The following is a 23,052-nucleotide window of genomic DNA, read 5'->3' as shown; positions in this document are numbered from 1 at the left end:
CAGATACGTGCACAAGCGAACCGAGTGGCTCGCCGATTCCCATGCTAGCGGAGCGACCGGTTAGCCTCTGCGCGCTGCGAGGCAGATGTGGCTCGTGACACTCGAAAGGGAGAACCGGTGACCGAGGTCGACAACCGCGCCGTCGTCGACCTCCTCGGGGCGCTGGCGTACGCCGAGCTCATCGCCTTCGACCGGCTGGCCGAGGACGCCCGGCTGGCCCCCTCCCTCGACGGCCGGGCGGCGCTGGCGCGGATGGCGGCCGCCGAGATCGCGCACCACGTCCGGCTCACCGCACGGCTCGAGGAGCTCGGCGCCGACCCCACGCAGGCGATGGCGCCGTTCGTCGGGGCGCTGGACACCTTCCACGAGCGCACCCGCCCCAGCACCTGGCTGGAGGGGCTGGTCAAGGCCTACGTCGGCGACGGGCTGGCCTCGGACTTCTACCGCGAGATCGCCGCCCTGCTGCCCGACTCCGACCGCAGGCTGGTGCTCGAGGTGCTCGCCGACACCGGCCACGCCGACTTCGCCGTCCGCGAGGTGCGCGCGGCGATCAAGGCCGATCGGGCGGTCGCCGGCCGGCTGGCCCTGTGGGGACGGCGCCTGGTGGGGGAGGCGATGTCGCAGTCGCAGTCGGTCATCGCCGAGCGCGACCAGCTGGCCGAGCTGATCGTCCGCGGCACCGGTGACCTCGCCGGCGTCGGCCGGCTCATCGAGCGGATCACCGCGGCGCACACCGCGCGGATGAAGAACCTCGGCCTCAACCCCTGAGGAGGTCGGCATGCCGCACCTGGTCGTCGTCGGCGCGGGACCCGGGATCGGCGCCGCGACGGCCCGCCGGTTCGGGGCGGACGGCTACGACGTCGCGCTCGTCGCCCGCGACGGTCAGCGGCTGACCGCGCTCGGGGAGTCGCTGCAGGCCGAGGGGGTCACCGCCGGTTGGGCGCCCGCCGACGCCGGCGACCCGGCCGCGCTCACCGAGGTGATCGGCCGGTTCGTCCGGCACGCCGGGCCGGTGGACGTCCTGCTCTACAACGCCGTCGGCCGGCGCCGCGTCCGGGCACCCGAGCTGGCGCCGGAGGACCTGGCCGCCGACCTCGCGATCGGCGTCGTCGGGCTGCAGACGGCGGTGCGCGCGGTGCTGCCCGGGATGCGCGAACGGGGGACGGGCACGGTGCTCGTCACCGGGGGCGGCGCGGCCGACCGGCCGCACGCGGAGGCCGCGGGCCTCGGCGTGCAGAAGGCGGCGGTCCGGGCGCTCGCGCTGGCGCTGACCGAGGCGCTGGCCCCGGGGGGCGTGCACGTCGCGACGGCGACGGTGCGGGGGTTCGTGGGGCCGGACCGCGACATCCCGGCGGAGCGGATCGCCGGCCTCTACGCCGAGCTGGTCGCCGAGACCGCCGGTCCGCGCGACCGGTGGCGCACCGTCGTCGACGTCACGTGACGACCGTGCCCTCCGGCAGGAGGCCTGCGGCCTCCGCGCCGGAGGGCACGGGAGGGGTCGATCAGGCGCCGGCGATGAAGCCCACGCGCCGCTGGTCGGCCTGGGCGATCTCGACGTAGGCGATGCGGTCGACCGGGACGACGACGCGGCGCCCGCGCTCGTCGACCAGCGTCAGCAGGCCGTTCTTGGTCGAGCCGGACATGGCCGCCGACACCTCGGCCTCGATCTCGTCGGGGGTCTTCGGACTGTCGACGACCAGCTCCCGGGGGGAGTGCTGGACACCGATCTTGACTTCCACGGGGCGGATGCCTCCTCGAGTAGCGCGGCTGTCCTCACGCTAGCCCAGCCACGGCGGCGAGGACGTGCCGCCGAGGTGCGCCGAGAGCGAACGAGGTCGGCCCTCCTGCAGGGTCCCGCCGCGAGCGTGCGAGCGGTGGGGAGCAGGAGGGGCCTTCATTGGCCGTCGACCCGCGGGAAGCCGGAGATGCCGCGCCACGCCAGCGCGGACATGAGCGCCACGGCCTCGTCGCGGGAGACGGTGCCCTTGCGGGGCAGCCACCAGCGGGCACTGGTCTCGGCCAGGCCGGTGAGCCCCGAGGCCAGCAGCAGCGCGCGCTCGGGGTCGGACCCGGTGTCGCCGGCGATCACCTCGGCGATCGCCTCGACGCAGGCCCGGGTGCCGCGGTCGACCACCGCGCGGACGTCGTCATCGTTGCGCAGGTCGGACTCGAAGACGAGGCGGAAGGCCTCGCCCTCGGCGTCGATGAAGTCGAAGTAGGCACCGACGGCGCCGTCGACCCGGGCCCGGTTGTCCTCGGTGTCGGCCATGGCCTGGGCCACGCGCTCGGTCAGCTCGTCGACGTGCGTCTCCAGCAGCGCCAGGTACAGCTCCCGCTTGCCGGGGAAGTGCTGGTAGAGCACCGGCTTGCTGACGCCGGCCCGGTCGGCGATGTCGTCCATCGCCGCGGCGTGGAAACCCTGCGCGACGAAGACGTCCTGCGCGGCCTGGAGCAGCTGCATGCGCCGCGCGCCGCGGGGGAGGCGGGACGTGCGGCGGGCGGGGGCGGGCGCCTGTCGGGGGTTCTGCATGGCGCGGCAGATGTTACCGGCGGGTCACCGGGACCGCGCGGTCCGGACCGGGGCCGGGTCTAGGCACGGCCCAGGGTGAAGGCCCAGGCCTGCGTGGTGGGCCCGCAGTCGAAGGACTGCCGGGTCAGCTCCGTGTACGTCCCCACGAGGGTCTCCCCCTGCCTCGTGAACGTCACCGTCCAGTCGGCGAACAGCGGCCGCCCGTCGCACGTCGGCGACAACCCGATCGGCACCGTGCCGCGGGACCGGTACCCCGCCGGGTCGCCCAGCAGCGCCGCCGGGTTGTAGCCGGCGACCGCGGCGATCGTGCACTGCGTCGCCTGGCAGGTGATCGACATGTCCAGGGGCAGCGTCGGCGGGCAGGCGTTCGAGAAGCCGTCGCAGGCGGTCAGCGTGCCCGTGCCCGCCCACCGGCCCTGCAGCGCCGGGTCGACGGGTGGCGGGGCGGCCGACGTCGAGGTGGAGGTCGAGGTCGCCGTGCTCCTGGAGGTCGTGGTCCGGGGGGTCGTCGTCCGCTCGGTGGGAGTGGCGGCCGTGCTCGTGGCCGTGGTCGTGGCGGCCGCCGTCCCCGCGGCCGGCCCGTCGTCCTGGAGCGCGACGTAGGCGACCAGCGCGACGGCCAGGACGACGGCGAGCACCGCCGACGCCACGACGGCGACGACCCGGCCCGTCCGTCTCGGCGGGGCGGCCGGCACCGGGGGCATCGGGGGCACCGGCATCGGGAAGGACGGGGGAGCGGCGCCCCACGTCGGGCCCGTGGGCACCGGCGGAGGCACCGGCGGCGGCACCGGTGGGGGCACCGGTGGGGGCGCGGCGGGGGGCGCCGCCGCGGCGGCCGGGACGGGGGCGGACGCCGCCGTCGTCGGCGGTGGCGGCAGCGCGGGCAGCCGCACCTCGCGGGTCGTGCCGGCCGGTGCCGCGGGCGGCGCGAGCAGCTGGCGCAGCAGCTGCTCGGCCCGTCCCGCGGTCGGCCGCGCCTCGGGCCGCTTGGCGGTGAGCTGCTCGACGGCCTCGGCGACCGGTCCGGGCACCCCCTCGCGCCGCAGGTCCGGCACGGGGTCGGCGAGCAGCCGCCGCATGGCGGCCGACATGCCGTCGCCGGCGGTGAAGGGGCCGCGGCCGGTGAGGGCGAGGAAGAGCGTGCTGCCGAGGGCGAAGACGTCGGCCGCGGTCGTCGGCCGGTCGTCGTAGAAGAGCTCGGGTGCCTGGAAGTCCAGCCGCTCGTCGAGCCGGGCACCGGCCTCGGGGGTGTCGGCCGTGGCCGGCAGGACGGCGAAGTCCTCCAGCCGCACCGCCCCCGGGCCCGCGGGACCGCCGTCGATGCGGACGGCGTCGGGACCGACCGCGCCGTGCACCAGCCCGCGCGCGTGCGCCGCTCCCAGCGCTCCGGCGACCGCCACGGCCGTGGTCACGGCGTCCCGCACGGGCAGCGGGCCCCGCTCCCGGATCCACTGCCGCAGGTCGATGCCCGTCGCGGCGGGCACCACGAGGTAACCGTGCCGGTCGGGGGTGAGCCCGCCGGCGAGGAGGGGCGGCAGCGCCGGGTGCGGCCCCGCCACCCGCAGCAGGGCGATCGCGACGCCGAACGCGTCCGCGGTGCCTCCCGACAACGGCGCGTCGGAGACGGTCGCGTCGACCGGGCGCCCGTCGGCGGTGAGGGTGCCCCGGTGCACGACGCCCCAGCCGGTCCGCCGGAGCGGCACCGCCCCGGAGACACCGGGGACGGCCGGCGGGCCGCCGGAGATCGGGCCCGTGTGCCGCGGATCGTCCATGGGGAGCCTCGTTCCGGTCAGGAGGTGATGTCGAAGGCGTAGGCGGTGGTCAGGGGGAGGCAGGCGCCCTCCGGGGCCGTCTCCCGCCAGGTCCCCACCACGTGCGTGGGCAGGTGGTCGCGCGTGCCCGGGTCCCACTCGGCCTCGGTGACGCTGAAGGACAGCTGCCACGTCGTCGGCACCGGCTGGCCGTCGCAGAGGAAGGCGTACTGCGGCGGCGTCGTGCCGGAGGCGGTGAAGGTGGTCCCGTCCCCGCCGAGCGTGGCCACGCCGTAGCCGTTGCCGGGGAAGGGCTCGACCGAGCAGGCGCTCGCGCAGGTGACCTGGAACCAGACCGACGCCGTCTGCGCCTGCGCGCAGCCGTCGGTGAAGTTCTCGCAGGCGGTGATCGGTGCCGCGTCCTGCGACCAGCTGCGGGACAGCACGACCGACCGGGCGAAGTCCGCCGGGAGCCCCTGCGCCAGGCCCGCCGCCGGGGTGATCGGCGCGACGCGGCCCGTCGGCGGCCCCGCGTCGGTGGTCCGCGTGGGCTCCGTGGCCTGCGTCGTCCCCGGGTCGTCGTCGCGGAGCACCAGGAAGCCGGTCAGCAGTGCGCCGAGGACGACCGCGGCGGCGAGGGACAGCACCACCGCCGTGCGGCGCCGCCGTCCGCCCGTCCGCGGGGTCCGGGGCGGGGGAGGGACCGCCGGCGGGACCCGAGGCGGGATCTCCGGGGGCGGTCCGACGGGGGTCTCGTGCCTCGCGCCGCCCGCGGCCGGCCGGCGGACGACGGTCGTGCCGGCGCGCGGCCGGTCCGCACCCCCGCCCGGATCGGTGGTGCGCACCCCCGGCCGCGGCTCCTCGAGCGTCGTGCGCGCCGCCGCGGCGAGCGCCCCGGCCGTGGGGTAGCGCTGGTCCCGGTCCTTGGCCAGGCCGCGGGCGACGACCTCGTCCATCGCCGGTGGCACGTCCGGGCGCTGCCGGCTCGGCGCCGGCGGCGGCAGGTGCAGGTGGGCGTACATGAGCGGCGCCAGCCCGTCGCCGCGGAACGGGCGCTGCCCGGTCAGGCACTCGAAGAGCACGCAGGCGAGCGCGTACACGTCCACCCGGCCGTCGGCCGGCTCCTCGCGGAAGCGCTCGGGGGCCATGTAGTCGAACGACCCCACGGCCGCGCCCACGGAGGTGAGCGCCGGACCCGTCTGGTCGGTGGTCGAGCGGGCGATGCCGAAGTCGACCAGGTAGGCGAACGGGATGCTGCCCGAGCCGGTGAGCAGGATGTTCGAGGGCTTGACGTCGCGGTGCACGAGGCCGGCGGCGTGGGCGGCGTCGAGCGCGCCGGCGACCTGCTCGACGACGGCGACGGCGCGTTCGGGTGGCAGGGCGCCGTCGCGGGCCAGGACCGCGCCGAGGTCGTCGCCCTCCACCAGGCGCATGTCCAGGTACAGCCGGCCCTCGAACTCTCCGAACCGGTGGATCGGCACGACGTGCGGCTCGGACAGCCGCGCGGCCATGTGCGCCTCGCGGCGGAACCGCTCCCGGTAGCCGTCGTCGCCGGCCAGCAGCGGCGAGAGCAGCTTGAGGGCGACGACCCGGTCGTGCTCGGTGTCGTAGGCGCGGTAGACCTCGCCCATGCCGCCCCGGCCGAGCAGCTGCTGGAGCCGGTAGGGGCCGAACCGCTCGGCCCGGTGCGCCGGCCGCCCCGTCGCCTCAGCCACGGCTGGCCACCACCTCGTACTCGACGGAGACCCCGGCGCACGCCCCGGCGGGGCTCGTCTCGGAGTAGGAGCCCCGGAGCGAGGTGGCCACCCAGCCGTCGTCCTGCGGCTCGACGCCGACGACCGAGAACTCCACCTGCCAGGTGGTCGCGACCGGCGCTCCCGCGCAGGTGTGCGCCGACTGCTCCGGGACGGTGCCGGTCGCCGAGCTCCGGCGGCCCTCCCGGACGAGCGGGGCCGGGCTCCAGTCGGCGTCGGGGTAGACGGCCAGGTAGCAGTCGGCGTCGTCGCAGAGCACGCTGAACTCGAGGACGCGCTGCCCGGAGGAGGCGCAGCCGTCGGCCACGTTGCGGCAGCTCAGCAGCGGGGTGTCGGTGTCCTGCCACGTGCCCTGCAGGTCGGCCGCCGCGTAGTCGGCCGCCGAGGGGAGCGGCTCGCTGCTGGTCGAGGTGCTCGAGCCGGTCGTCGCGTCGCTGCTCCCGCCGCCGGGGAGCAGGACCACCAGCGCCGCGGCGGCGAGGGCGACCACGACCGCGGCGACGGCGGCGACCACCACCCGGCGCCGGCCGGTGCGGGGCCGGACGGGCTCCGGTTCGTCGCCGCCGCCGGGTGGCCCTCCGGTGCCGAGGGGCGTGACCGGCACCCCCAGCCGGCGCTGCACCTCCTGCAGGCGGCGGGCGAGGTCGGCGGCGGTCGGCCGGTCGCCCGGCGGTCGCGCGGTCGCGGCGCCGACCACGACCGCGATCTCGTCGGGGACCCCGGCTCGGCGCAGATCGGGGACCGGCTCGGTGAGCAGGCGGCGGACGAGCCCGCCGCGGCCGCCCGGCCCCTCGAACGGCGCCCGGCCGGTGAGCAGCAGGAACAGCGTCGAGCCGAGCGCCCAGACGTCGGCGGCCGGCGCGGGAGCGGCGCCGTCGAGGCGCTCCGGGGGCACGTGCGGCTCCTCCAGCGCCGTCGGGGCGGGTGCCGCGCTCCCGTCCGCCGCCCGCGGCAGCGCCACGCCGAACACGAGCGGCCGCTCCGCGGACGGCAGCTCGACGCAGTGCGGGCCGAACGCCCCGTGGACCAGGCCGGCGTCGTGCAGCGCGGCGAGCGCGTCCGCCAGGTGGACGCCCAGGACGAGCGCCTGGGCCCACGGGGCGGGGCCGGCCGCGGTCACCGTCTCGGCGACGGTGGCGCTCCCGGTGCTCGTCGCGACCAGGTAGGGACGGCGGTCTGCGGTCAGCCCCGAGCTCACCAGGCGGGCGAGGGCGGGGTGGCCGAGCTGCTCCAGGGTCCGCGCGTCGGACCGGAACCGCAGCACGGCGACGTCGTCGAGGCCGGCCGCACCGACCGTGACGCGCACCGGCCGCCCCTCCGCCGTGGTGGCGCGGAACACCGCCCCGGCCGTGGTGGCGCCATCGGCGACCCCCGGGCCGAGCCCGGGGATCCCGAGGTCGGTCTGCGGACCGCCCCCGGCCCGCCCCCCGTGCTGGAACGCCATGCGCCCTGCCTCGCGTCGAAATTGCGCGAAGGCTAGGGGGCGGGCCGGACGGGCGGAAGGCAGTTCGGTCGCTCTACCGTCGATCGGGTGCCCGCGCCCCTGCCCGTGTCCCCCTCCAAGGTGCCGCTGCCGTCCATCGACGCCGTCCCGCCGCCGTGGCCGGGGGAGGAGATCGGTGGGCTGTTCGTCCGCCACACCCCGTGGAGCGGGCCCGTCGAGGGGCCGGCCGAGGGGGCGCCGCGCGAGCGGGCGCTGTACGTGCACGGCCTCGGCGGCGCCTCGACCAACTGGACCGACCTGGCCGCGCTGCTGCGGGTCCGGTTCGACGGCTGGGCCCTCGACCTGCCGGGCTTCGGGCGCTCGCAGCCGCCGCGGCGGCACCGCTACACCGTGCGGGGCCACGTGCGCGCCGTCGTCGAGCTGCTCGAGCACATCGTCGCCCGGCCGGGGGAAGGGCAGGGGCGGCCGGTGCACCTGCTCGGCAACTCCCTGGGTGGGCTGGTGGCGCTGCTGGTCGCCGCCCGCCGTCCCGACCTGGTCGCCTCGCTGACGCTGGTCTCCCCGGCCATGCCCGTCTACCGGGTCCCGCCGGCCTTCAGCAAGCAGCTGCTGCTCCTGCTGGTGCCCGGCGTCGCCGGGCTGGCCGAGAAGCGGATGGCCGGCATCGCGCCCGAGCAGCAGGTGCGCGGGATGGTCGAGATGTGCTTCGGCGACCCGAAGCGGGTGCCGCGCGAGCGGATCGACGAGGCGGTCCGGGAGATGCGCGACCGCGCCGGCCAGCCGTGGGCTGACCGGGCCCTGGTGCGCAGCATGCGCGGGCTGATCACCTCCTACCTGCGGGTCAACGCCGCCTGGCGGGTCGCCGCCCGGCTGACCACGCCGACGCTGGTCGTGTGGGGCGACCGCGACCGGCTGGTCGACCCGCGGCTCGCGCCGAGGCTGGCGACGACGCTGCCCGACGCGCGGCTGCTGGTGCTCGAGGGCGTCGGCCACGTGGCGATGCTGGAGGCGCCGGAACCGACCGCGCGGGCGGTGCTGGGGCTGGTGGAGGAGGTCGCCGATCGGGCGTGACCGGCGGCGTGCCGACGTGTCGACCTGTCGCACGAGCACCACGCTGCGTGACATTCTGGCCGGGTGACTCCGGCGGACGCCCCTCCGGGCCGTCCGTCGGCCCCCAGACGCCGGCCCGGTGCGCCCCCGCCGCCGGTGCCGCGCGCCGCGCCCCGCGGTCGCCCACCGGTCCCGCCGTCGGCGGCCCGGCCGGCCGGCCCCACGACCAGCCCCGCCGTCCCCGCGGTCCGGCGGGAGCGTCCGGCCCCGCCGCCGCGGACCCGCCGTGGGCCGGTCCGCGAGCGGCCGGCGCCGCCGCCGGGGCGGGTGCGCCGCTTCGTCGCGCGCTGGGGCTGGCGCGCCTACGCGATCCCGCTGCTCACGATCGCGACCCTGGCCACGCTGGTCGACATCGTGCTGACGGGGACGTCGACGACCGCGTCGTCCGGCGCGCCGGTGGCGTCCGCCTCGGGGTCCGCGTCGGGGTCCGCGTCCGGTTCCGCCGCGCCGTCCGCGACCGCGGAGCCGACGGCGCCGGTGGCGGAGACGCCGCCGGCCGCCGGTGACGCCGGGCCGACCGAGACCGTCCCGGCCCCGGCGGCGGCGACCTACGTGGAGCAGGGCGCCGGCACCGTGACGATCGTCGACGGGTCGTCGCAGGTCTACGGCACCGGCCCGGTGCAGCGCTTCGTCGTCGAGGTCGAGGACGGCATCGGCGTCGACGGCGTCCAGTTCGCCCAGGCGGTCGAGGCCACGCTCGGTGACCCCCGGTCGTGGGGCAGCGGCGGGCGGATGGCGTTCCAGCGGGTCGGCGCCGCCGACGCCGCGGCCGGCCAGTACGAGTTCAAGGTGACGCTCGTCAGCCCCGGCAACATGGAGCGCTACTGCCCGGGCGTCGGCACCGGCGGCTACACCTCCTGCCGCTACGGCGAGCGCGCCGTCATCAACCTCGCCCGCTGGGCCACCGCCGTCCCCCACTACGAGGGCGACATCGCGACCTACCGGCAGTACGTGGTCAACCACGAGGTCGGCCACGCCCTCGGCCACGGGCACGAGGAGTGCCCCGGCCCGGGCGCGGTCGCGCCGGTCATGCAGCAGCAGACGCTCGGCCTCGACGGCTGCGTCCGCAACGCCTGGCCGTACCCCTGAAACCTCTCCCGGGACGGGGCGTCCGGCGCTACGGTCTCCCCAGGTGCGCCGGGAAGCCTGGTCGGCAGTCGGAACCGGACTGCGATCGAAGGGCTGCCGCCATGGCCACCGTCCCGCCTGCCGTCCCCGCGCTGCGCGCCGAGGGGCTGACGAAGCACTTCGGCGCCACGGTGGCGCTGGAGGACCTGTCCCTGACCGTCCCGGCGGGTGAGGTGTTCGGCTTTCTCGGACCCAACGGGGCCGGGAAGTCGACGACGATCCGCCTGCTGCTCGGCCTGCTGCGGCCCACCCGCGGCACCGCCCGGATCTTCGACGTGCCGGCGGCCGACGTGGAGCGCGCGCACCGGCACCTCGCCTACGTGCCGGCGGACGTCGCGCTCTGGCCGGCGATGACCGGCCAGGAGTGCCTCGACCTGCTCGCCGGCGTCGGCCCGGGCACCGACCTGACGCATCGGGACGAGCTGGTGCAGCGCTTCGACCTCGACCCGGGACGCCGGGCCCGCACCTACTCCACCGGCAACCGGCAGAAGGTCGCGCTCGTCGCCGCCTTCGCCACCCGCGCCCCGCTGCTCGTCCTCGACGAGCCGACCAGCGGGCTCGACCCGCTGGTGGAGCGCGAGTTCCGGCGCTGCATCGCCGAGGCCGCCGAGCAGGGCCGGACGGTGTTCCTCAGCTCGCACCACCTGGCCGAGGTGGAGGCGGTCTGCACCCGCGTGGGGATCGTGCGCAGCGGCCGGCTCGCCGAGGTGGCCGGCCTGGAGGACCTGCGCCGGCTGCGCCGGTCGGAGGTGGTCGTCGACCTCGCCTCGCCGGCGGGGGAGCTCGCACGCCTGGCCGAGCTGCCCGGGGTCACCGACCTCCGCCGCCTCTCCGACCGCCGGCTGGCGCTGTCGCTGACCGGGCCGCCCGGTCCGGTGCTGCGCGCGCTGGGGGAGGCCGACGTGCAGCGCATCGACATCCGCGAGCCCTCGCTCGAGGAGATCTTCCTCGACTACTACGGCGAGGTGCCGGCGTGACCGCGACGACCGTCCGCCCGGCGACCGACCGGCCGCTGCGGCCGGCCGGCGGCCCGGTCTCCCGTGCGGTCGTCCGGCAGGTCCGCCGGGGGACGGCGGTCGTCGCCGTCCTCACGGGTGTCCTGCCCGCGATCGTGGTGGTGCAGTACCGCGGGGTCGCCGGCGCTCTGACCGGCGACTCGGTGGCCGCCCTCGCCGCGAACCCGGCGATCCGCACCCTGTTCGGGTCGCCCGTCGCGCTCGACGACCCCGGCTGGTTCACCGTCTGGCGCACCGGCACCGTGCTCTGCGTCCTCGTCGGGATCTGGGCCGCGCTCACCGCGACCCGGGTCACCCGCGGCGAGGAGGAGGCGGGACGGGCGGACCTGCTGCTCGCCGGCCGCCTCACGCTGCGCACGTTCGGGAGCCGCCAGCTCGCCGTCCTCGTCGTCGCCGCCGCGGTGCCGGGGGCCACCGCCGCCCTCGGGCTGCTGGTCACCGGTGCCGGCACCCTCGGCGCGGTGCTCTTCGGCGCCGTCGTCGGGGGCACCGGCGCGACGGGCGCCGCCCTCGGCGTCCTCGCCGCCCAGCTGTTCGCCGACCGCCGGTCGGCCTCCGGCCTGGCCGTGGCGGTCCTGCTCGGCGGCCTGCTCGCGCGGATGGTCGCCGACGGCGTCCCGGCGCTGCTGTGGCTGCGGTGGCTCACCCCCTTCGGGCTGCTGGAGGAGGTCGCCCCGTTCGCCGAGGACGACCCACTGGGGCTCGCCGCCCTCGCGGCCCTGGTGGCGCTGTCCGTGCTGGCCGCCGGCGTGCTGGCCCACGGGCGGGACGTCGGCAGCGGCCGATCGCGCGGCCGGGACCGCCGCGTCGCGCCGAGCCGGCTGCTGCGCTCGCTGCCGGGCCTGGCCGTGCACCGCACCCGCCGGGCACTGCTCGGCTGGGGCGCCGGCGTCGGGGCCTACTTCGTGCTCATCGGCGTCCTGACGACGGCGATGGTCGACTTCCTGCGGGACAACCCGCTGTTCGCCCGGCTCGCCGCGCAGGCCGGGTTCCCCCAGCTCGGTTCGGTGGAGGGCTACGTCTCGGCGCTGTTCACCCTGCTCGCCGTGCCGGTGGGCGCGTTCGCCGCGGCCCGGGTGGCGGCGACCGCCCACGACGAGACCGCGGGGCGGTTCGCGCTGCTGTTCAGCCGGCCCGTCCCGCGCACGCGGTGGGCGGTGACCGAGGCGGTGGCGGTCGCGGTGGCCGTCGTCCTGCTCGCCTCGGTCGCCGGCCTGGCCGCCTTCCTCGGCGCGACGGCGGTCGGCGCCGGGCTGGGGCTGGGCAGCGCGCTGGCCGGCGCCCTCAACGTCGTCCCGATCGCCCTGCTCTGCCTGGGCGCCGCGCTGACCGCGCTCGGCTGGGCGCCGGCGGCGGTGCTGCCCCTCGGCACGCTGCCCGCCGCCGGCGGCTACCTGCTGCTGGTCCTGGCCGACACCTTCGACTGGCCTGACGCCGTGCGCTGGTGGTCGCCCTTCGCCCACGTGGCCCCGGTCCCGGCGGTCCCGGCGGACCTCGCCGGCGCCGTCGGCACGTGCGCCGTCGCGGTGCTGCTCGCCGCCGTCGGCCTGGCCGGGTACGCCCGCCGGGACCTGCGCGGCTGAGAGCTCCACCACGTCCGTGCGGGGGGAACAGGCGCGCGTGCCACGCTGTTATGCGCACGAACACGCGGCCGCGAGCCGCTGTCCGCGAACCCGAGGAGCGATCGTGTCCCTGCCACCCCTGGTGGAGCCCGCCGCCGATCTGTCGATCGACGAGGTCCGCCGGTACAGCCGCCACCTGATCATCCCGGACGTCGGGATGGACGGGCAGAAGCGCCTGAAGAACGCCAAGGTGCTGGCCGTCGGTGCGGGCGGGCTGGGTTCCCCGGTGCTCATGTACCTGGCCGCCGCGGGCGTGGGCACGCTCGGCATCGTCGAGTTCGACGTGGTCGACGAGTCGAACCTGCAGCGCCAGATCATCCACGGCCAGTCCGACGTCGGCCGGTCCAAGGCGGAGAGCGCGCGGGACTCCATCAAGGAGATCAACCCGCTCGTCGACGTCCGGCTGCACGAGACGCGGCTGGACAGCGACAACGTGCTGGAGATCTTCAGCCAGTACGACCTCGTCGTCGACGGCACCGACAACTTCGCCACGCGCTACCTGGTCAACGACGCCTGCGTGCTGCTCGGCAAGCCCTACGTCTGGGGGTCGATCTACCGCTTCGACGGGCAGGTCTCGGTCTTCTGGAACGACCACGGGCCGAACTACCGCGACCTCTACCCGGTGCCCCCGCCGCCCGGGATGGTCCCCAGCTGCGCCGAGGGCGGCGTGCTCGGCGTGCTCTGCGCGACGATCGGCGCGATCCAGGCCACCGAGGCGGTCAAGCTCATCACCGGCATCGGCGAGACCCTGCTCGGCCGGCTCATGGTCTACGACGCCCTGGAGATGACCTTCCGCACGATCAAGGTGCGCAAGGACCCCGAGGCGGAGCCGATCACCGGCCTCATCGACTACGAGGCGTTCTGCGGCGTCGTGTCGGTGGAGGCCCAGGAGGCGGCCGCCGGCTCGACGATCACCGTCGACGAGCTCAAGGACATGATGGACGCCGGCAAGGACTTCGAGCTGATCGACGTCCGGGAGAAGAACGAGTACGAGATCGTCTCCATCCCGGGCGCGACGCTCATCCCCAAGGACGAGATCCTCTCCGGCCGGGCGCTCGCGCAGCTGCCGAACGACAAGCCGATCGTGCTGCACTGCAAGACCGGTGTCCGCTCCGCCGAGGTGCTCGCCGCGGTGAAGAACGCCGGCTTCAAGGACGCCGTGCACGTGCAGGGCGGCGTGACCGCCTGGGCGACGCGCATCGACAAGACGCTCCCCACCTACTGAGAGGACCTCGTCCCTCCCCCCGGCACGCGCCGCGGGGCCCGGGGACGAGGCCGTTCCAGCACCTCCCCGGGCCCGGCCCGCCTCCCCCAGCGGAGGCGGGCCGGGCCCTCGCGTTGTGTACTGGCGCCCATGGCCGAGATCGCACCCACCGAGCTGCTCGAACTCTTCCAGCGCGCCCAGGCGTCCTTCACCGACCGGGTGGACGCCGTCGATCCCGACCAGTGGGAGGACGAGGCGCTGCCCGAGTGGACCGTCGCGGACCTCGTGGCGCACCTGGTCACCGAGATGCTGTGGGTGCCGCCGCTGGTGGCCGGCGAGCCGTACGCCGAGGGCCGCTTCCCCGACGCGACGAGCGACCTGCTCGGCGACGACCCGATGACCGGCTGGGAGTCGGCGGCCGACAACGCCCTGTCGGCGTTCGCCGAGGACGACGCCCTGGTGCGCACCGTCCACCTCGAGCGCGGGCCCACGCCGGCCACGCAGTACATCCTCGAGCTGATCGCCGACCTGACCGTGCACGCCTGGGACCTGGCGCGGGCGACCGACGGCGACACCGACCTCGACGGCCAGCTGGTCACCGCGGCGCTGCTGATCGGGGAGGCCATCCCCGAGGACGGCGTCCCCGGCCTGTTCGACCCGCCGCTGGACGTCTCCGCCACCGCGTCGCCGCAGCAGCGCCTGCTCGCCCGGTTCGGCCGCCGGCCGCTGTAGCGGCGGTGGACGCGGCCGGGCTAGACGTCGACGAGGCGGTGTTCGACGTCGTCGAGCGGATCCCGCCCGGCCGGGTGAGCACCTACGGGGCAGTCGGCCGGCTGGTCGGCGTCGGTCCGCGCCGGGTGGCGCGGGCGCTGTCGGCCGGCGGCGGGGCGGTGCCGTGGTGGCGGGTGCTGCGCGCCGACGGCACCGCCGCCGAGCCGGTGCGCGCCCGCCAGCTGGAGCTGCTGGCCGCCGAGGGCGTGCCCGCCCCCGACGGGCGCGTGGACCTGCGCGCGGTGGGCTGGCCCGACTGAACCGTGTTACCACCGCGGAAACCTTCGTCCCACGACCTTCAGATCGGCGGCCGGTTTGCCGACGCTAGGGACATGAACACCATGGCGTGCAGGGCGGTGGCCCAGGCGGGGCTCTCCGCCGGGACGGCGTCCCTGGACGTGGAGAGAGCCTTCCCGCTGCTCCTCGTCGCCGGCTGGCTCACCACGGCCGCCGACCTGATGCGCGAGGCGGCGCTGCTGGAGTCCCTGCCCGTCTGACGTCCCTCAGTCGCCGTCGAGGTCCTGCTCCTCGAGCGTCGAGGAGTCGAACTCGTCCACCGGGACCGCGTGGGCGAGCGCGCCGTCCCGGTGCACCTCCAGGCGGAGCAGGCCGTCGCCGCCCTGGCGGTCGATCCGGGCCATGCCGACGCCGTCCTGGGTCGGCAGCTCCCAGGACGTGACCGGCTCGTCGTCCGGCGTCCCGGGCGGGACGACGCCGACCCGCAGCTCGTCGCCGTCCCGGGCGACGGCCACCAGCGGTCCGGCGTTCCCGGCGCGGTCCAGCAGGGCCACCGCGGTGTCGGGCCGCAGCACGTCCGGGCCGTCCAGCAGCGTGAACTCCAGGCCGTCCGAGGGCTCCGGGTCGCCGAACCACGCCACGTACGGGCGGTCCCGGAACGTCCCCTGCACGAGCGCCCACACCTGCCCGTCCGGCACCTCGCCGGCGAACAGCACCCGTCGCGAGGGCAGCGGCGGGTCGACCGGCGCGCCGGGGTCGGACGGCATCCCCGTGTCCCAGCTCAGCCGGCGGATCTCCTCGAGCAGGGCCAGGTCGCCGGCCAGCGACCCGCGCGTCGCGCCCAGGGAGCCGGCGGCCGTCGGCGCGGCGGCCTCCGGGGTCGCCGTCCCCCCCGACGGGCCCCGCAGCAGGGGCACCGACACCGCCACGGCGACGGCGACGGCGAGCGCGACCCCCCCGGCCACCACCCGGCGGTGCCGGCGGCGCGCGCCGGCGACGACGGTCGCGTGCAGGTCGGGCGGCGGTCCGTCGACGCGGCCGGCGCGGTCGGCGAAGTTGCTGCGCAGCAGCTGCTCGACGTCCATGCCTCAGCGGCCTCCGTTCGCGTACGTCGGGTCCCCGAGCAGCGCCCGCAGCCGGGCCAGGCCGCGCGCCGTCTGGGTCTTCACCGTGTTCACCGAGCAACCGAGGGCGGCCGCGGTGCCGGCCTCGGACAGGTCCTCCCAGAAGCGCAGCACCAGCACCGCCCGCATCCGTGGCGGCAGCATCGCCAGCGCCCGGGTGAGCTCGTCGCGGTCGGCCAGGTCGGACGACGGCCGGTCGTCGGCCCGGTCCCCGGGCGGCAGGTCGACGATCTCCTGGACGACGCGGCGCCGCCGCCAGCCGGCGGCCGTGGTGACCAGCACCCGCCGGACGTAGGCGTAGGGGTCGCCGCGCTCGCTCACCCGCCGCCAGTGCCGGTAGGTCTTGACCAGGGCCGCCTGCAGCAGGTCCTCGGCGTGCCCGCGGTCGTGGGTGAGCAGGACCGCGGTGCGCAGCAGCGCCGGCGAGCGCTCGGCGACGAACGCCTCGAAGGTCGCGTCGTCGTCCCGCACGCCGCCCCCTCCCGTCGGTGCCGACACTGGCGAACACGCCCGCCGCGGGGTCCGACGGGTGACACCGAGACCGAAACGTGACCTTCGTCGGGGCCCGCCTCCTGCGCCACACCGGTCACAGGCTGCGCGGTCGTGTCGGGGCGCCGTGCTTCCATCGCAGGCGTGGCAGTGCGCGGACACCTCCCGGACCCCGCGCCGCACGGGGGTGCCGCACCGGTCTACCGGCTGGTGACGGGGGAGCCGGTCCGCGCGGGGGCGCCGGTGCTCGACCCCACGCAGCGGGCCGTGGTCGACCACCCGGGCGGCCCGCTGCTGGTGCTCGCCGGCCCGGGCACGGGCAAGACCACGACGATCGTCGAGGCGGTCGCCACCCGCATCGAGGACGGCGTCGACCCCGAGCAGATCCTCGTCCTGACGTTCAGCCGCAAGGCCGCCGCCGAGCTGCGCACGCGGGTGACCGCCCGGGTGGCGCGCACGATCCGCGAGCCGCTGGCCCGCACCTTCCACTCCTACGCCTACGGGGTGCTCCGCCGCGCCGCCGTGCTGCGCGGCGAGCCGGCACCGCGGCTGCTCACCGCCGCCGAGCAGGACGCGGTCGTCGCCGAGCTGCTGCGCGGCGACGTCGAGGAGGAGGGCGCCGTCCGCTGGCCGGCCGAGCTGGCGCCGGCGCTGGCCACCAACGGGTTCCGCAGCGAGCTGCGGGAGTTCCTCCTCCGGGCCACCGAGCGCGGGGTCGACGCCGCGCAGCTGGTCGCGTGGGGGCGGGAGCTCGGTCACGAGCACTGGGCGCACGCCGCGGCGTTCCAGCAGCAGTACGAGCAGGTCACCTCCTTCGCCACCGTCGCCCGCGGTGACGCCTCGGGCTACGACCAGGCCGAGCTGGTGCGGGCGGCCATCGACGAGCTGGCCGGCGATCCCGAGCTGCTCCGGCAGGAGCGCGAGCGCGCCCGGTGGCTGTTCGTCGACGAGTACCAGGACACCGACCCCGCGCAGGTCGAGCTGCTCGAGCTGCTGGCCGGGGGTGGCGGCAACCTCGTCGCCGTGGGCGACCCGGACCAGGCGATCTACGCCTTCCGCGGCGCCGAGCCGCGCGGCATCGTCGAGTTCCCGGAGCGCTTCCGCCACCTCGACGGCCGCCCCGCCGAGCGGCACTCCCTCGGCGTCTGCCGCCGTTCGGGCGAGGAGCTGCTGCGGATCAGCCGCCGGGTCGCCGAGGGCCTGCCCGGCCCGTGGGAGCACCGGCGGCTGGCCCCCGGGGAGGGCACGCCGCCGGGGTCGGCCGAGGTGCACGTGTTCGGCTCGGCCGCGGTCGAGGCCGCCTACCTGGCCGACCGGCTGCGCCGGGCGCACCTGCTCGAGGGCGTGCCGTGGTCGGAGATGGCGGTCGTGGTGCGCAGCGCCGTCGCGTTCGGCCCGCTGCGCCGGGCGCTGGCGCAGGCGGGCGTGCCGGTGGCGGTGTCCTCCGACGACCTGCCGCTGGCCGCGCAGCCGGCCGTGGCGCCCTTCCTCTCCGCGGTGTCGGCGCTGCTGCCGGCCACCCCCCGCGGCACCGAGCCGGTCGGCCTCGACGAGACGGCCGCCGAGGCGCTGCTCACCTCGCCGCTGGGCGCGGCCACCGTGCTCGACCTGCGCCGGCTGCGGCGCGCCGTCCGGATCGTGCTGAACACGCGCGGCGTCGACCCGGCCGAGGGGGGGGGGGGGGGGGGGGGGGGGGGGGGGGGCGGGGGGGGGGGGGGCGGGGGGGCGGGGGGCGGGGGGCGGGGGGGGGGGGGCGGCGCGGGGCGGGGTGCTTTTTGTGAGGAACTCCCGGGGCGGCGCCCCGGCCGAGCGGGCCGCCCCGCTGCCCACCGCGCTGGCCGACGACACGCTGCTCGACGAGCTGCCCGAGCACGTCGCCCGGCCGGCGCTGCGCGTCTCCGCCGTCCTCACCGCGGGGCGCATCGCCCTGGCCGGCGGCGGCACCGTCGAGGACGTGCTGTGGGCGATGTGGCAGCGCAGCGGGCTGGCCGGCCGGTGGGCGCGGTCGTCGGCCGCCGGCGGCACCTCGGGCGCGGTCGCCGACCGCGACCTCGACGCCGTCGTGGCGCTGTTCGACGCGGCCGCCGGGTTCGTCGACCGGCTGCCGTCGGCCGACCCCCGCGCCTTCCTCGACCACCTCTCCGCCCAGGAGCTGCCCGGCGACACCGGGGCGACCCGAGCGGTGCAGACCGAGACGGTCCGGCTGCTCACCGCGCACGCCTCCAAGGGCCTGGAGTGGGACCTCGTGTGCGTCGCCGGCGTGCAGGAGGGCGTCTGGCCCGACCTGCGCGACCGGACGACGCTGCTGGCCGCCGAGGACCTCGTCGAGCGCGCGTCCGGCGTCGACGGCGCCCGGGTCGACCGGCGCACGCTCGCCCTCGCCGAGGAGCGGCGGCTGTTCTACGTCGCCTGCACCCGCGCCCGCCGGCGGCTGGTGGTCAGCGCGGTGCAGGGCGCCGTCGACGGCCCCGACGCCGGCGCCGCCCCCTCGCGGTTCCTCGACCTGGTCGAGCCGCCGCCGGAGGAGGGCCGCACGCCCACCGAGCTGCCGCGCTCGCTCACCCTGCCCGCACTGGTCGCGACCCTGCGCCGCGCGCTCGCCGACCCGCGGACGCCGGCCGCCCGCCGGTCGACCGCGGCCTCGGTGCTGCGCCGGCTGGCCGACGAGGGCGTGCCGGGCGCCGACCCGTCGACGTGGTGGGGCCTGGCCGCGCTGTCCGACGACGCACCGCTCGTCGACCCCGACCAGCCGGTGCGGGTGCGCCCGTCGGCGATCGAGGGGTTCCGCAAGTGCCCGCTGCGCTGGGTGCTCGGTGCGGTCGGGGCCGAGCCCGCGCCCGACACCAACCGCACCGTCGGCACGGCGGTGCACGAGGTGGCCCAGCGCGTCGCCGAGGGCCTGCCGGCCGAGGACGCCGGCGCCGCCCTCGACGCCGAGCTCGACGAGCTCGACCTGGGGCCCGGGTGGGCCGACCAGCGGCAGCGGACCACCGCGCACGACATGCTCGACCGGTTCGTCGCCTGGCACGGCCGCAACTCCCGCGAGCTGGTGGCCGCCGAGGCCGACTTCTCCGTGCAGGTCGGCCGGGCGCGGATCAGCGGTCAGGTCGACCGGCTCGAGCGCGACGCCGAAGGGCGGCTGTTCGTCGTCGACCTCAAGACCGGCAGGTCGACGCCGTCGGCCGACGAGCTGGCCGAGCACGGGCAGCTGGCCGCCTACCAGGCGGCGATCGCCTCCGGCGCGTTCGCCGAGCACGGCACCGAGGCCGGCGGCGCGGCGCTGCTGCAGATCGGCTCGGGCCGGGCCGCCAAGGAGCAGGCGCAGGACCCGCTGCCGGCCGACGTCCCGGTGCTCGAGACGTGGGCCGGTGAGCTGCTGGCCACCGTCGGCGAGGGCATGGGGGCCGGCACCTTCGAGGTGCGCACCGGCAGCGGCTGCGACCGCTGCCCGTCGCGGCGCAGCTGCCCGCTGCACGAGCGCGGCGGCCAGGTGACCAGGTGAGCCTCGATCAGCTGTCGTTCGACGACCTCTTCGCCGAGGAGCCGCCGGAGCCCGAGCGCCGGGTGCTCACCCCGGCCGAGGTGGCCGCCCGGTGCGGGCTGTCCTACGCGCCGTCCGGCGAGCAGGCCCGCGTGGTCGCCGCGCCGGCCGACCGGCCGCTGGTCGTGGTCGCCGGCGCCGGGTCGGGCAAGACCGAGACGATGGCCGCGCGGGTCGCGTGGCTGGTGGCCAACCGGGTGGTGGAGCCCGAGGCGATCCTCGGCCTCACGTTCACCCGCAAGGCGGCCAGCGAGCTCAACGAGCGGGTGCGGCTGCGGCTGGGCGCGCTGGCCCGGCACCCCGACACCGAGCCCGACCTGCGCGAGCGGCTGGCGCTGGCGCTGCCGACGGTGTCCACCTACCACGGCTACGCCGCCTCGCTGGTCGCCGAGCACGGCCTGCGCATCGGCATCGAGCCCGGCGCCGGGGTGCTCGGACCGGCCATGTGCTGGGGGCAGGCCGCGGCGGTCGCCGGCGCCTACACCGGCGACATGTCCGACGTCCCGCTCAGCCTGCTCGCCACCGTCGAGGACGTGCTGGCGCTGGCCGCCGAGCTGGGCGAGCACGACGTCACCCCGGCCCAGCTGCGGGCGTGGACCGAGCACTTCGAGCGGCGGGTGCGCGGGTACGCCGACGCCCCGCGCAAGCGCGGCGTCTACGCCGACGTGCAGAAGGTGATCGAGCGGCAGCGGGCACGCGCCGCGCTGCTGCCGCTGGTCGAGGGCTTCCAGGCGCGCAAGCGGGCCGCCGGCGCCATCGACTACGCCGACCAGGTCGCGTACGCGGCCCGGATCGCCGTCGCCGCGCCCGAGGTCGGCCGCCGGGAGCGGGCCCGCTGGCAGGTGGTGCTGCTCGACGAGTACCAGGACACCAGCGTCGGGCAGCTGCGCATGCTCGAGGCGCTGTTCGGCGGGGCGACGGGCCACCCGGTGCTCGCCGTCGGCGACCCGCGGCAGTCGATCTACGGCTGGCGCGGCGCCTCGGCCGGCACCATCGAGCGGTTCCCGCGCACCTTCCCCGGCCGGGACGGCGCCCGGGCCGAGCGGCTCACGCTGGCCACCAGCTGGCGCAACGACCGGGCGGTGCTGGCGGTGGCCAACGCCGTCGCCGGGATGCTGCCCGAGCCGGCCGAGCCGCTGCCCGACCTCACCGCCGCACCCACCGCGGGCGCCGGGACGGTCGAGGTCGGCCTCTACGACACCGTGGCCGAGGAGACGCAGGCGCTGGCCGACCGGCTGGCCGGGTGCTGGCACACCGACGCCGCGGAGCGGCCGACGATCGCGGTGCTGGCCCGGGCGCGCAAGCAGTTCCACGGCATCGCCACCGCGCTGCGCGAGCGCGGCGTGCCGGTCGAGGTCGTCGGCCTGGGCGGGCTGCTCGCCGTCCCGGAGGTGTCCGACGTCATCGCGACGCTGACCGTGCTGGTCGACCCGACCGCCGGCGACGCGCTCGGCCGGCTGCTCACCGGCGCGCGCTGGCGGATCGGCCCGCGCGACCTCGCCGCGCTCGACGACCGGGCGCGGGCCCTGGTGCGCCAGCGCCACGCGGCGGCCGACGACGACGGCCCGCGGGAGCGCGGCAGCATCGTCGAGGCGCTCGACGACCTCGGTCCGGCCGACGCGTACTCGATGCCCGGGTACCGGCGGATGCGCCGGCTGGCCGGCGAGCTGGCCCACCTGCGCGGCCGGATCGGGGAGTCGCTGCCCGACCTGGTCGACGAGGTGGCCCGCACCCTCGGCCTGGAGACCGAGCTGGCCAGCGCGCCCGACGTCAGCCCGGCCGGCGCCCGCACCCACCTCGACGCCCTGCACACCGTCGCCGCCGAGTTCGTCGAGCTCGCCGAGCTGCCGTCGCTGCCGGCCTTCCTCGGCTACCTGCGTGACGCCGAGGAGCGCGAGCGCGGCCTGGAGCCCGGCGAGGTCGCGGTCAACCCCGAGGCCGTGCAGCTGCTCACCGGGCACTCCGCGAAGGGCCTGGAGTGGGACGTCGTCGCCGTCCCCGGCCTGACCGTCGACCAGTTCCCGGCGAAGACCGACACGAGCGACTCGTGGATCAAGGACCCGGGCGCGCTGCCGGCCGACCTGCGGCTGACCGACCGCGCGGAGCTGCCCGCGCTCGTGCTCCCGCCGCCCGGCTCGGGCGACCAGGCCGACGTGAAGACCGCGGTCGAGGACTACGTGCAGGCGTGGAAGGACTTCGGCACCCAGGAGGAGGTCCGGCTCGGGTACGTCGCGGTCACCCGCGCGCGGGAGCTGCTGATCTGCTCGGGCAGCTGGTGGCGCGACGGCAAGAACGTGTGCGGGCCGTCGTCCCTGCTGCTCACCGTGAAGGACGCCTGCGAGGCCGGGGCCGGCGCGGTCGTGCACTGGGCGCCGCCGCCGGCCGACGACGCCACCAACCCGGCGCTGGAGGAGTGGCCGGTCGGCATCTGGCCGGCCGACCCGCTCTCGGCCGGTCGCCGGCGGGCGCTGACCGCGGCGGCGGAGCTGGTCCGGGCGGCGGTGCCGCACCCGCTCGACGCCGACCGCCTCGGAGAGCCGGACGACGAGGTGGAGCAGTGGGTGCGCGACGCCGACCTGCTGCTGCGCGAGCGGACCCGGCACGCCAGCCCGACCGTCGACGTCCCGCTGCCGGCGCACCTGTCGGTGTCGGCGCTGGTGACCCTGCGCCGCGACCCCGCCGAGCTGGCCCGGCGGCTGCGCCGGCCGATGCCGGCCGCGCCGGCGCCGCAGGCCCGCCGCGGCACCGCGTTCCACGCCTGGCTGGAGGAGCGGTTCGGCTCGGCCCGGCTGCTCGACCTCGACGAGCTGCCCGGCTCCGGCGACGAGCTGGCCGCGCCCGACGGTGCGCTGGCCGAGCTGCAGGAGGCGTTCCTCGCCAGCGTCTGGGCCGACCGGCAGCCGATCGAGGTGGAGGTGCCGTTCGAGACGCCGCTGGGGCCGCTGACCCTGCGCGGCCGCATCGACGCGGTGTTCACCACCCCCGACGGCGGCTACGAGGTCATCGACTGGAAGACCGGCCCGCCGCCGTCGGGCGCCGAGCTCGCCGCCGTGGGCGTCCAGCTGGCCGCCTACCGGCTGGGCTGGTCGCGGCTGACCGGCGTGCCGGTCGAGCGGGTCAGCGCCGGCTTCCACCACGTCGCGGCGAACCGGACCCTGCGCCCGGTCGACCTGCTCGACGAGGCCGGCCTGCTCGCGCTCGTCTCCGGCACCGCCCACGACGAGGAGCACGAGCCGGAGCCCGAGGACTGAGGAAGGCCCCGTCCTCCTCACCCCTCGCACGCTCGGGGCGAGCCTCTGGACCCGGCCTCGAAGCGCGGGTGACGCCTCCG

Annotated in this window: 20 protein-coding genes and 1 pseudogene; 13 read left to right on the top strand and 8 right to left on the bottom strand. The window is 77.1% G+C overall.

Annotation, left to right across the window (positions count from 1 at the left end; translation table 11 throughout):
• Positions 1-117 precede the first annotated feature (117 nt).
• Both ACI8AF_RS07915 and ACI8AF_RS07910 read left to right on the top strand, forming a co-directional pair.
• Entirely contained in the window at positions 118-768 is a 651-nt protein-coding gene (locus ACI8AF_RS07915; protein WP_456539138.1) for a ferritin-like fold-containing protein, read from the top strand.
• A gap of 10 nt (positions 769-778) precedes the next feature.
• Positions 779-1,441 (top strand): SDR family oxidoreductase, encoded by a 663-nt coding sequence (locus ACI8AF_RS07910; protein ID WP_456539137.1) that lies wholly within the window; start codon positions 779-781, stop codon positions 1,439-1,441.
• Positions 1,442-1,502: 61 nt separating this feature from the next.
• Here the strand turns inward: ACI8AF_RS07910 and ACI8AF_RS07905 are convergent, their stop codons facing one another.
• The 5 genes from ACI8AF_RS07905 to ACI8AF_RS07885 all read right to left on the bottom strand — a co-directional run bounded on the left by ACI8AF_RS07905 (position 1,503) and on the right by ACI8AF_RS07885 (position 7,479).
• Positions 1,503-1,739, bottom strand: a complete 237-nt coding sequence (locus ACI8AF_RS07905) for a DUF3107 domain-containing protein (protein ID WP_456539136.1) — start codon at positions 1,737-1,739, stop codon at positions 1,503-1,505.
• Positions 1,740-1,894: 155 nt separating this feature from the next.
• On the bottom strand, positions 1,895-2,530 hold the full coding sequence (locus ACI8AF_RS07900) for a TetR/AcrR family transcriptional regulator (RefSeq protein ID WP_456539135.1): 636 nt from the start codon (positions 2,528-2,530) through the stop codon (positions 1,895-1,897).
• A gap of 59 nt (positions 2,531-2,589) precedes the next feature.
• On the bottom strand, positions 2,590-4,302 hold the full coding sequence (locus ACI8AF_RS07895; RefSeq protein WP_456539134.1) for a protein kinase domain-containing protein: 1,713 nt from the start codon (positions 4,300-4,302) through the stop codon (positions 2,590-2,592).
• 17 nt (positions 4,303-4,319) lie between these two features.
• Positions 4,320-5,996 (bottom strand): serine/threonine-protein kinase, encoded by a 1,677-nt coding sequence (locus tag ACI8AF_RS07890; RefSeq protein WP_456539133.1) that lies wholly within the window; start codon positions 5,994-5,996, stop codon positions 4,320-4,322.
• Positions 5,989-7,479 carry a protein kinase gene (locus ACI8AF_RS07885; protein WP_456539132.1) on the bottom strand — a complete coding sequence of 497 codons (1,491 nt, stop codon included), beginning with the start codon at positions 7,477-7,479 and terminating at the stop codon, positions 5,989-5,991. The genes ACI8AF_RS07890 and ACI8AF_RS07885 overlap by 8 nt, the downstream gene beginning before the upstream one ends.
• Positions 7,480-7,566: 87 nt before the next feature.
• Here ACI8AF_RS07885 and ACI8AF_RS07880 point away from each other — a divergent pair, with 87 nt between their 5' ends.
• From ACI8AF_RS07880 to ACI8AF_RS07845, 8 genes are all read left to right on the top strand, one after another.
• A complete protein-coding gene (locus tag ACI8AF_RS07880) occupies positions 7,567-8,550 on the top strand; it encodes an alpha/beta fold hydrolase (protein ID WP_456539131.1) in 984 nt (327 codons plus the stop codon).
• A 306-nt stretch (positions 8,551-8,856) separates the two neighbouring features.
• The gene (locus ACI8AF_RS07875; RefSeq protein WP_456539130.1) at positions 8,857-9,678 is read left to right on the top strand and encodes a DUF3152 domain-containing protein; all 822 of its coding nucleotides are present in this window, start codon (positions 8,857-8,859) and stop codon (positions 9,676-9,678) included.
• A 101-nt stretch (positions 9,679-9,779) separates the two neighbouring features.
• On the top strand, positions 9,780-10,694 hold the full coding sequence (locus ACI8AF_RS07870; RefSeq protein ID WP_456539129.1) for an ATP-binding cassette domain-containing protein: 915 nt from the start codon (positions 9,780-9,782) through the stop codon (positions 10,692-10,694).
• Positions 10,691-12,316, top strand: coding sequence for a hypothetical protein (locus ACI8AF_RS07865; RefSeq protein ID WP_456539128.1), 1,626 nt, complete (start codon positions 10,691-10,693; stop codon positions 12,314-12,316). The genes ACI8AF_RS07870 and ACI8AF_RS07865 overlap by 4 nt, the downstream gene beginning before the upstream one ends.
• A 103-nt stretch (positions 12,317-12,419) precedes the next feature.
• A complete protein-coding gene (gene moeZ, locus ACI8AF_RS07860) occupies positions 12,420-13,580 on the top strand; it encodes an adenylyltransferase/sulfurtransferase MoeZ (RefSeq protein WP_456539127.1) in 1,161 nt (386 codons plus the stop codon).
• Between the two features lie 129 nt (positions 13,581-13,709).
• Entirely contained in the window at positions 13,710-14,291 is a 582-nt protein-coding gene (locus ACI8AF_RS07855) for a TIGR03086 family metal-binding protein (protein ID WP_456539126.1), read from the top strand.
• A 5-nt stretch (positions 14,292-14,296) separates the two neighbouring features.
• A complete protein-coding gene (locus ACI8AF_RS07850) occupies positions 14,297-14,590 on the top strand; it encodes an MGMT family protein (protein ID WP_456539125.1) in 294 nt (97 codons plus the stop codon).
• A gap of 72 nt (positions 14,591-14,662) precedes the next feature.
• Positions 14,663-14,827, top strand: a complete 165-nt coding sequence (locus ACI8AF_RS07845) for a hypothetical protein (RefSeq protein WP_456539124.1) — start codon at positions 14,663-14,665, stop codon at positions 14,825-14,827.
• Positions 14,828-14,833: 6 nt separating this feature from the next.
• Here the strand turns inward: ACI8AF_RS07845 and ACI8AF_RS07840 are convergent, their stop codons facing one another.
• Both ACI8AF_RS07840 and ACI8AF_RS07835 read right to left on the bottom strand, forming a co-directional pair.
• Complete coding sequence (locus ACI8AF_RS07840) at positions 14,834-15,652, bottom strand: hypothetical protein (protein ID WP_456539123.1); 819 nt, start codon at positions 15,650-15,652, stop codon at positions 14,834-14,836.
• 3 nt (positions 15,653-15,655) lie between these two features.
• On the bottom strand, positions 15,656-16,162 hold the full coding sequence (locus ACI8AF_RS07835; RefSeq protein ID WP_456539122.1) for a SigE family RNA polymerase sigma factor: 507 nt from the start codon (positions 16,160-16,162) through the stop codon (positions 15,656-15,658).
• A gap of 132 nt (positions 16,163-16,294) precedes the next feature.
• Between ACI8AF_RS07835 and ACI8AF_RS07830 the strand changes: the two are divergent.
• Positions 16,295-17,221, top strand: a pseudogene (locus ACI8AF_RS07830) (UvrD-helicase domain-containing protein); the annotation flags it as partial.
• Positions 17,222-17,481: 260 nt separating this feature from the next.
• Here ACI8AF_RS07830 and ACI8AF_RS07825 read toward each other — a convergent pair.
• On the bottom strand, positions 17,482-17,829 hold the full coding sequence (locus ACI8AF_RS07825; RefSeq protein WP_456539121.1) for a hypothetical protein: 348 nt from the start codon (positions 17,827-17,829) through the stop codon (positions 17,482-17,484).
• A 128-nt stretch (positions 17,830-17,957) separates the two neighbouring features.
• Here ACI8AF_RS07825 and ACI8AF_RS07820 point away from each other — a divergent pair, with 128 nt between their 5' ends.
• On the top strand, positions 17,958-19,682 hold the full coding sequence (locus tag ACI8AF_RS07820) for a PD-(D/E)XK nuclease family protein (RefSeq protein WP_456539120.1): 1,725 nt from the start codon (positions 17,958-17,960) through the stop codon (positions 19,680-19,682).
• The gene (locus tag ACI8AF_RS07815; RefSeq protein ID WP_456539119.1) at positions 19,679-22,972 is read left to right on the top strand and encodes an ATP-dependent helicase; all 3,294 of its coding nucleotides are present in this window, start codon (positions 19,679-19,681) and stop codon (positions 22,970-22,972) included. The genes ACI8AF_RS07820 and ACI8AF_RS07815 overlap by 4 nt, the downstream gene beginning before the upstream one ends.
• Positions 22,973-23,052: the final 80 nt, after the last annotated feature.

This window comes from Blastococcus sp. SYSU D00669, from assembly GCF_054050715.1.
This window is presented reverse-complemented; position numbering and strand designations above follow the sequence as displayed.

Coding starts and splice junctions, on each gene's coding strand:
- ACI8AF_RS07910 (WP_456539137.1), top strand. CDS start 779: ATGCCGCACCTGGTCGTCGTCGGCGCGGGACCCGGGATCGGCGCCGCG.
- ACI8AF_RS07900 (WP_456539135.1), bottom strand. CDS start 2,530: ATGCAGAACCCCCGACAGGCGCCCGCCCCCGCCCGCCGCACGTCCCGC.
- ACI8AF_RS07895 (WP_456539134.1), bottom strand. CDS start 4,302: ATGGACGATCCGCGGCACACGGGCCCGATCTCCGGCGGCCCGCCGGCC.
- ACI8AF_RS07885 (WP_456539132.1), bottom strand. CDS start 7,479: ATGGCGTTCCAGCACGGGGGGCGGGCCGGGGGCGGTCCGCAGACCGAC.
- ACI8AF_RS07870 (WP_456539129.1), top strand. CDS start 9,780: ATGGCCACCGTCCCGCCTGCCGTCCCCGCGCTGCGCGCCGAGGGGCTG.
- ACI8AF_RS07855 (WP_456539126.1), top strand. CDS start 13,710: ATGGCCGAGATCGCACCCACCGAGCTGCTCGAACTCTTCCAGCGCGCC.
- ACI8AF_RS07845 (WP_456539124.1), top strand. CDS start 14,663: ATGAACACCATGGCGTGCAGGGCGGTGGCCCAGGCGGGGCTCTCCGCC.
- ACI8AF_RS07840 (WP_456539123.1), bottom strand. CDS start 15,652: ATGGACGTCGAGCAGCTGCTGCGCAGCAACTTCGCCGACCGCGCCGGC.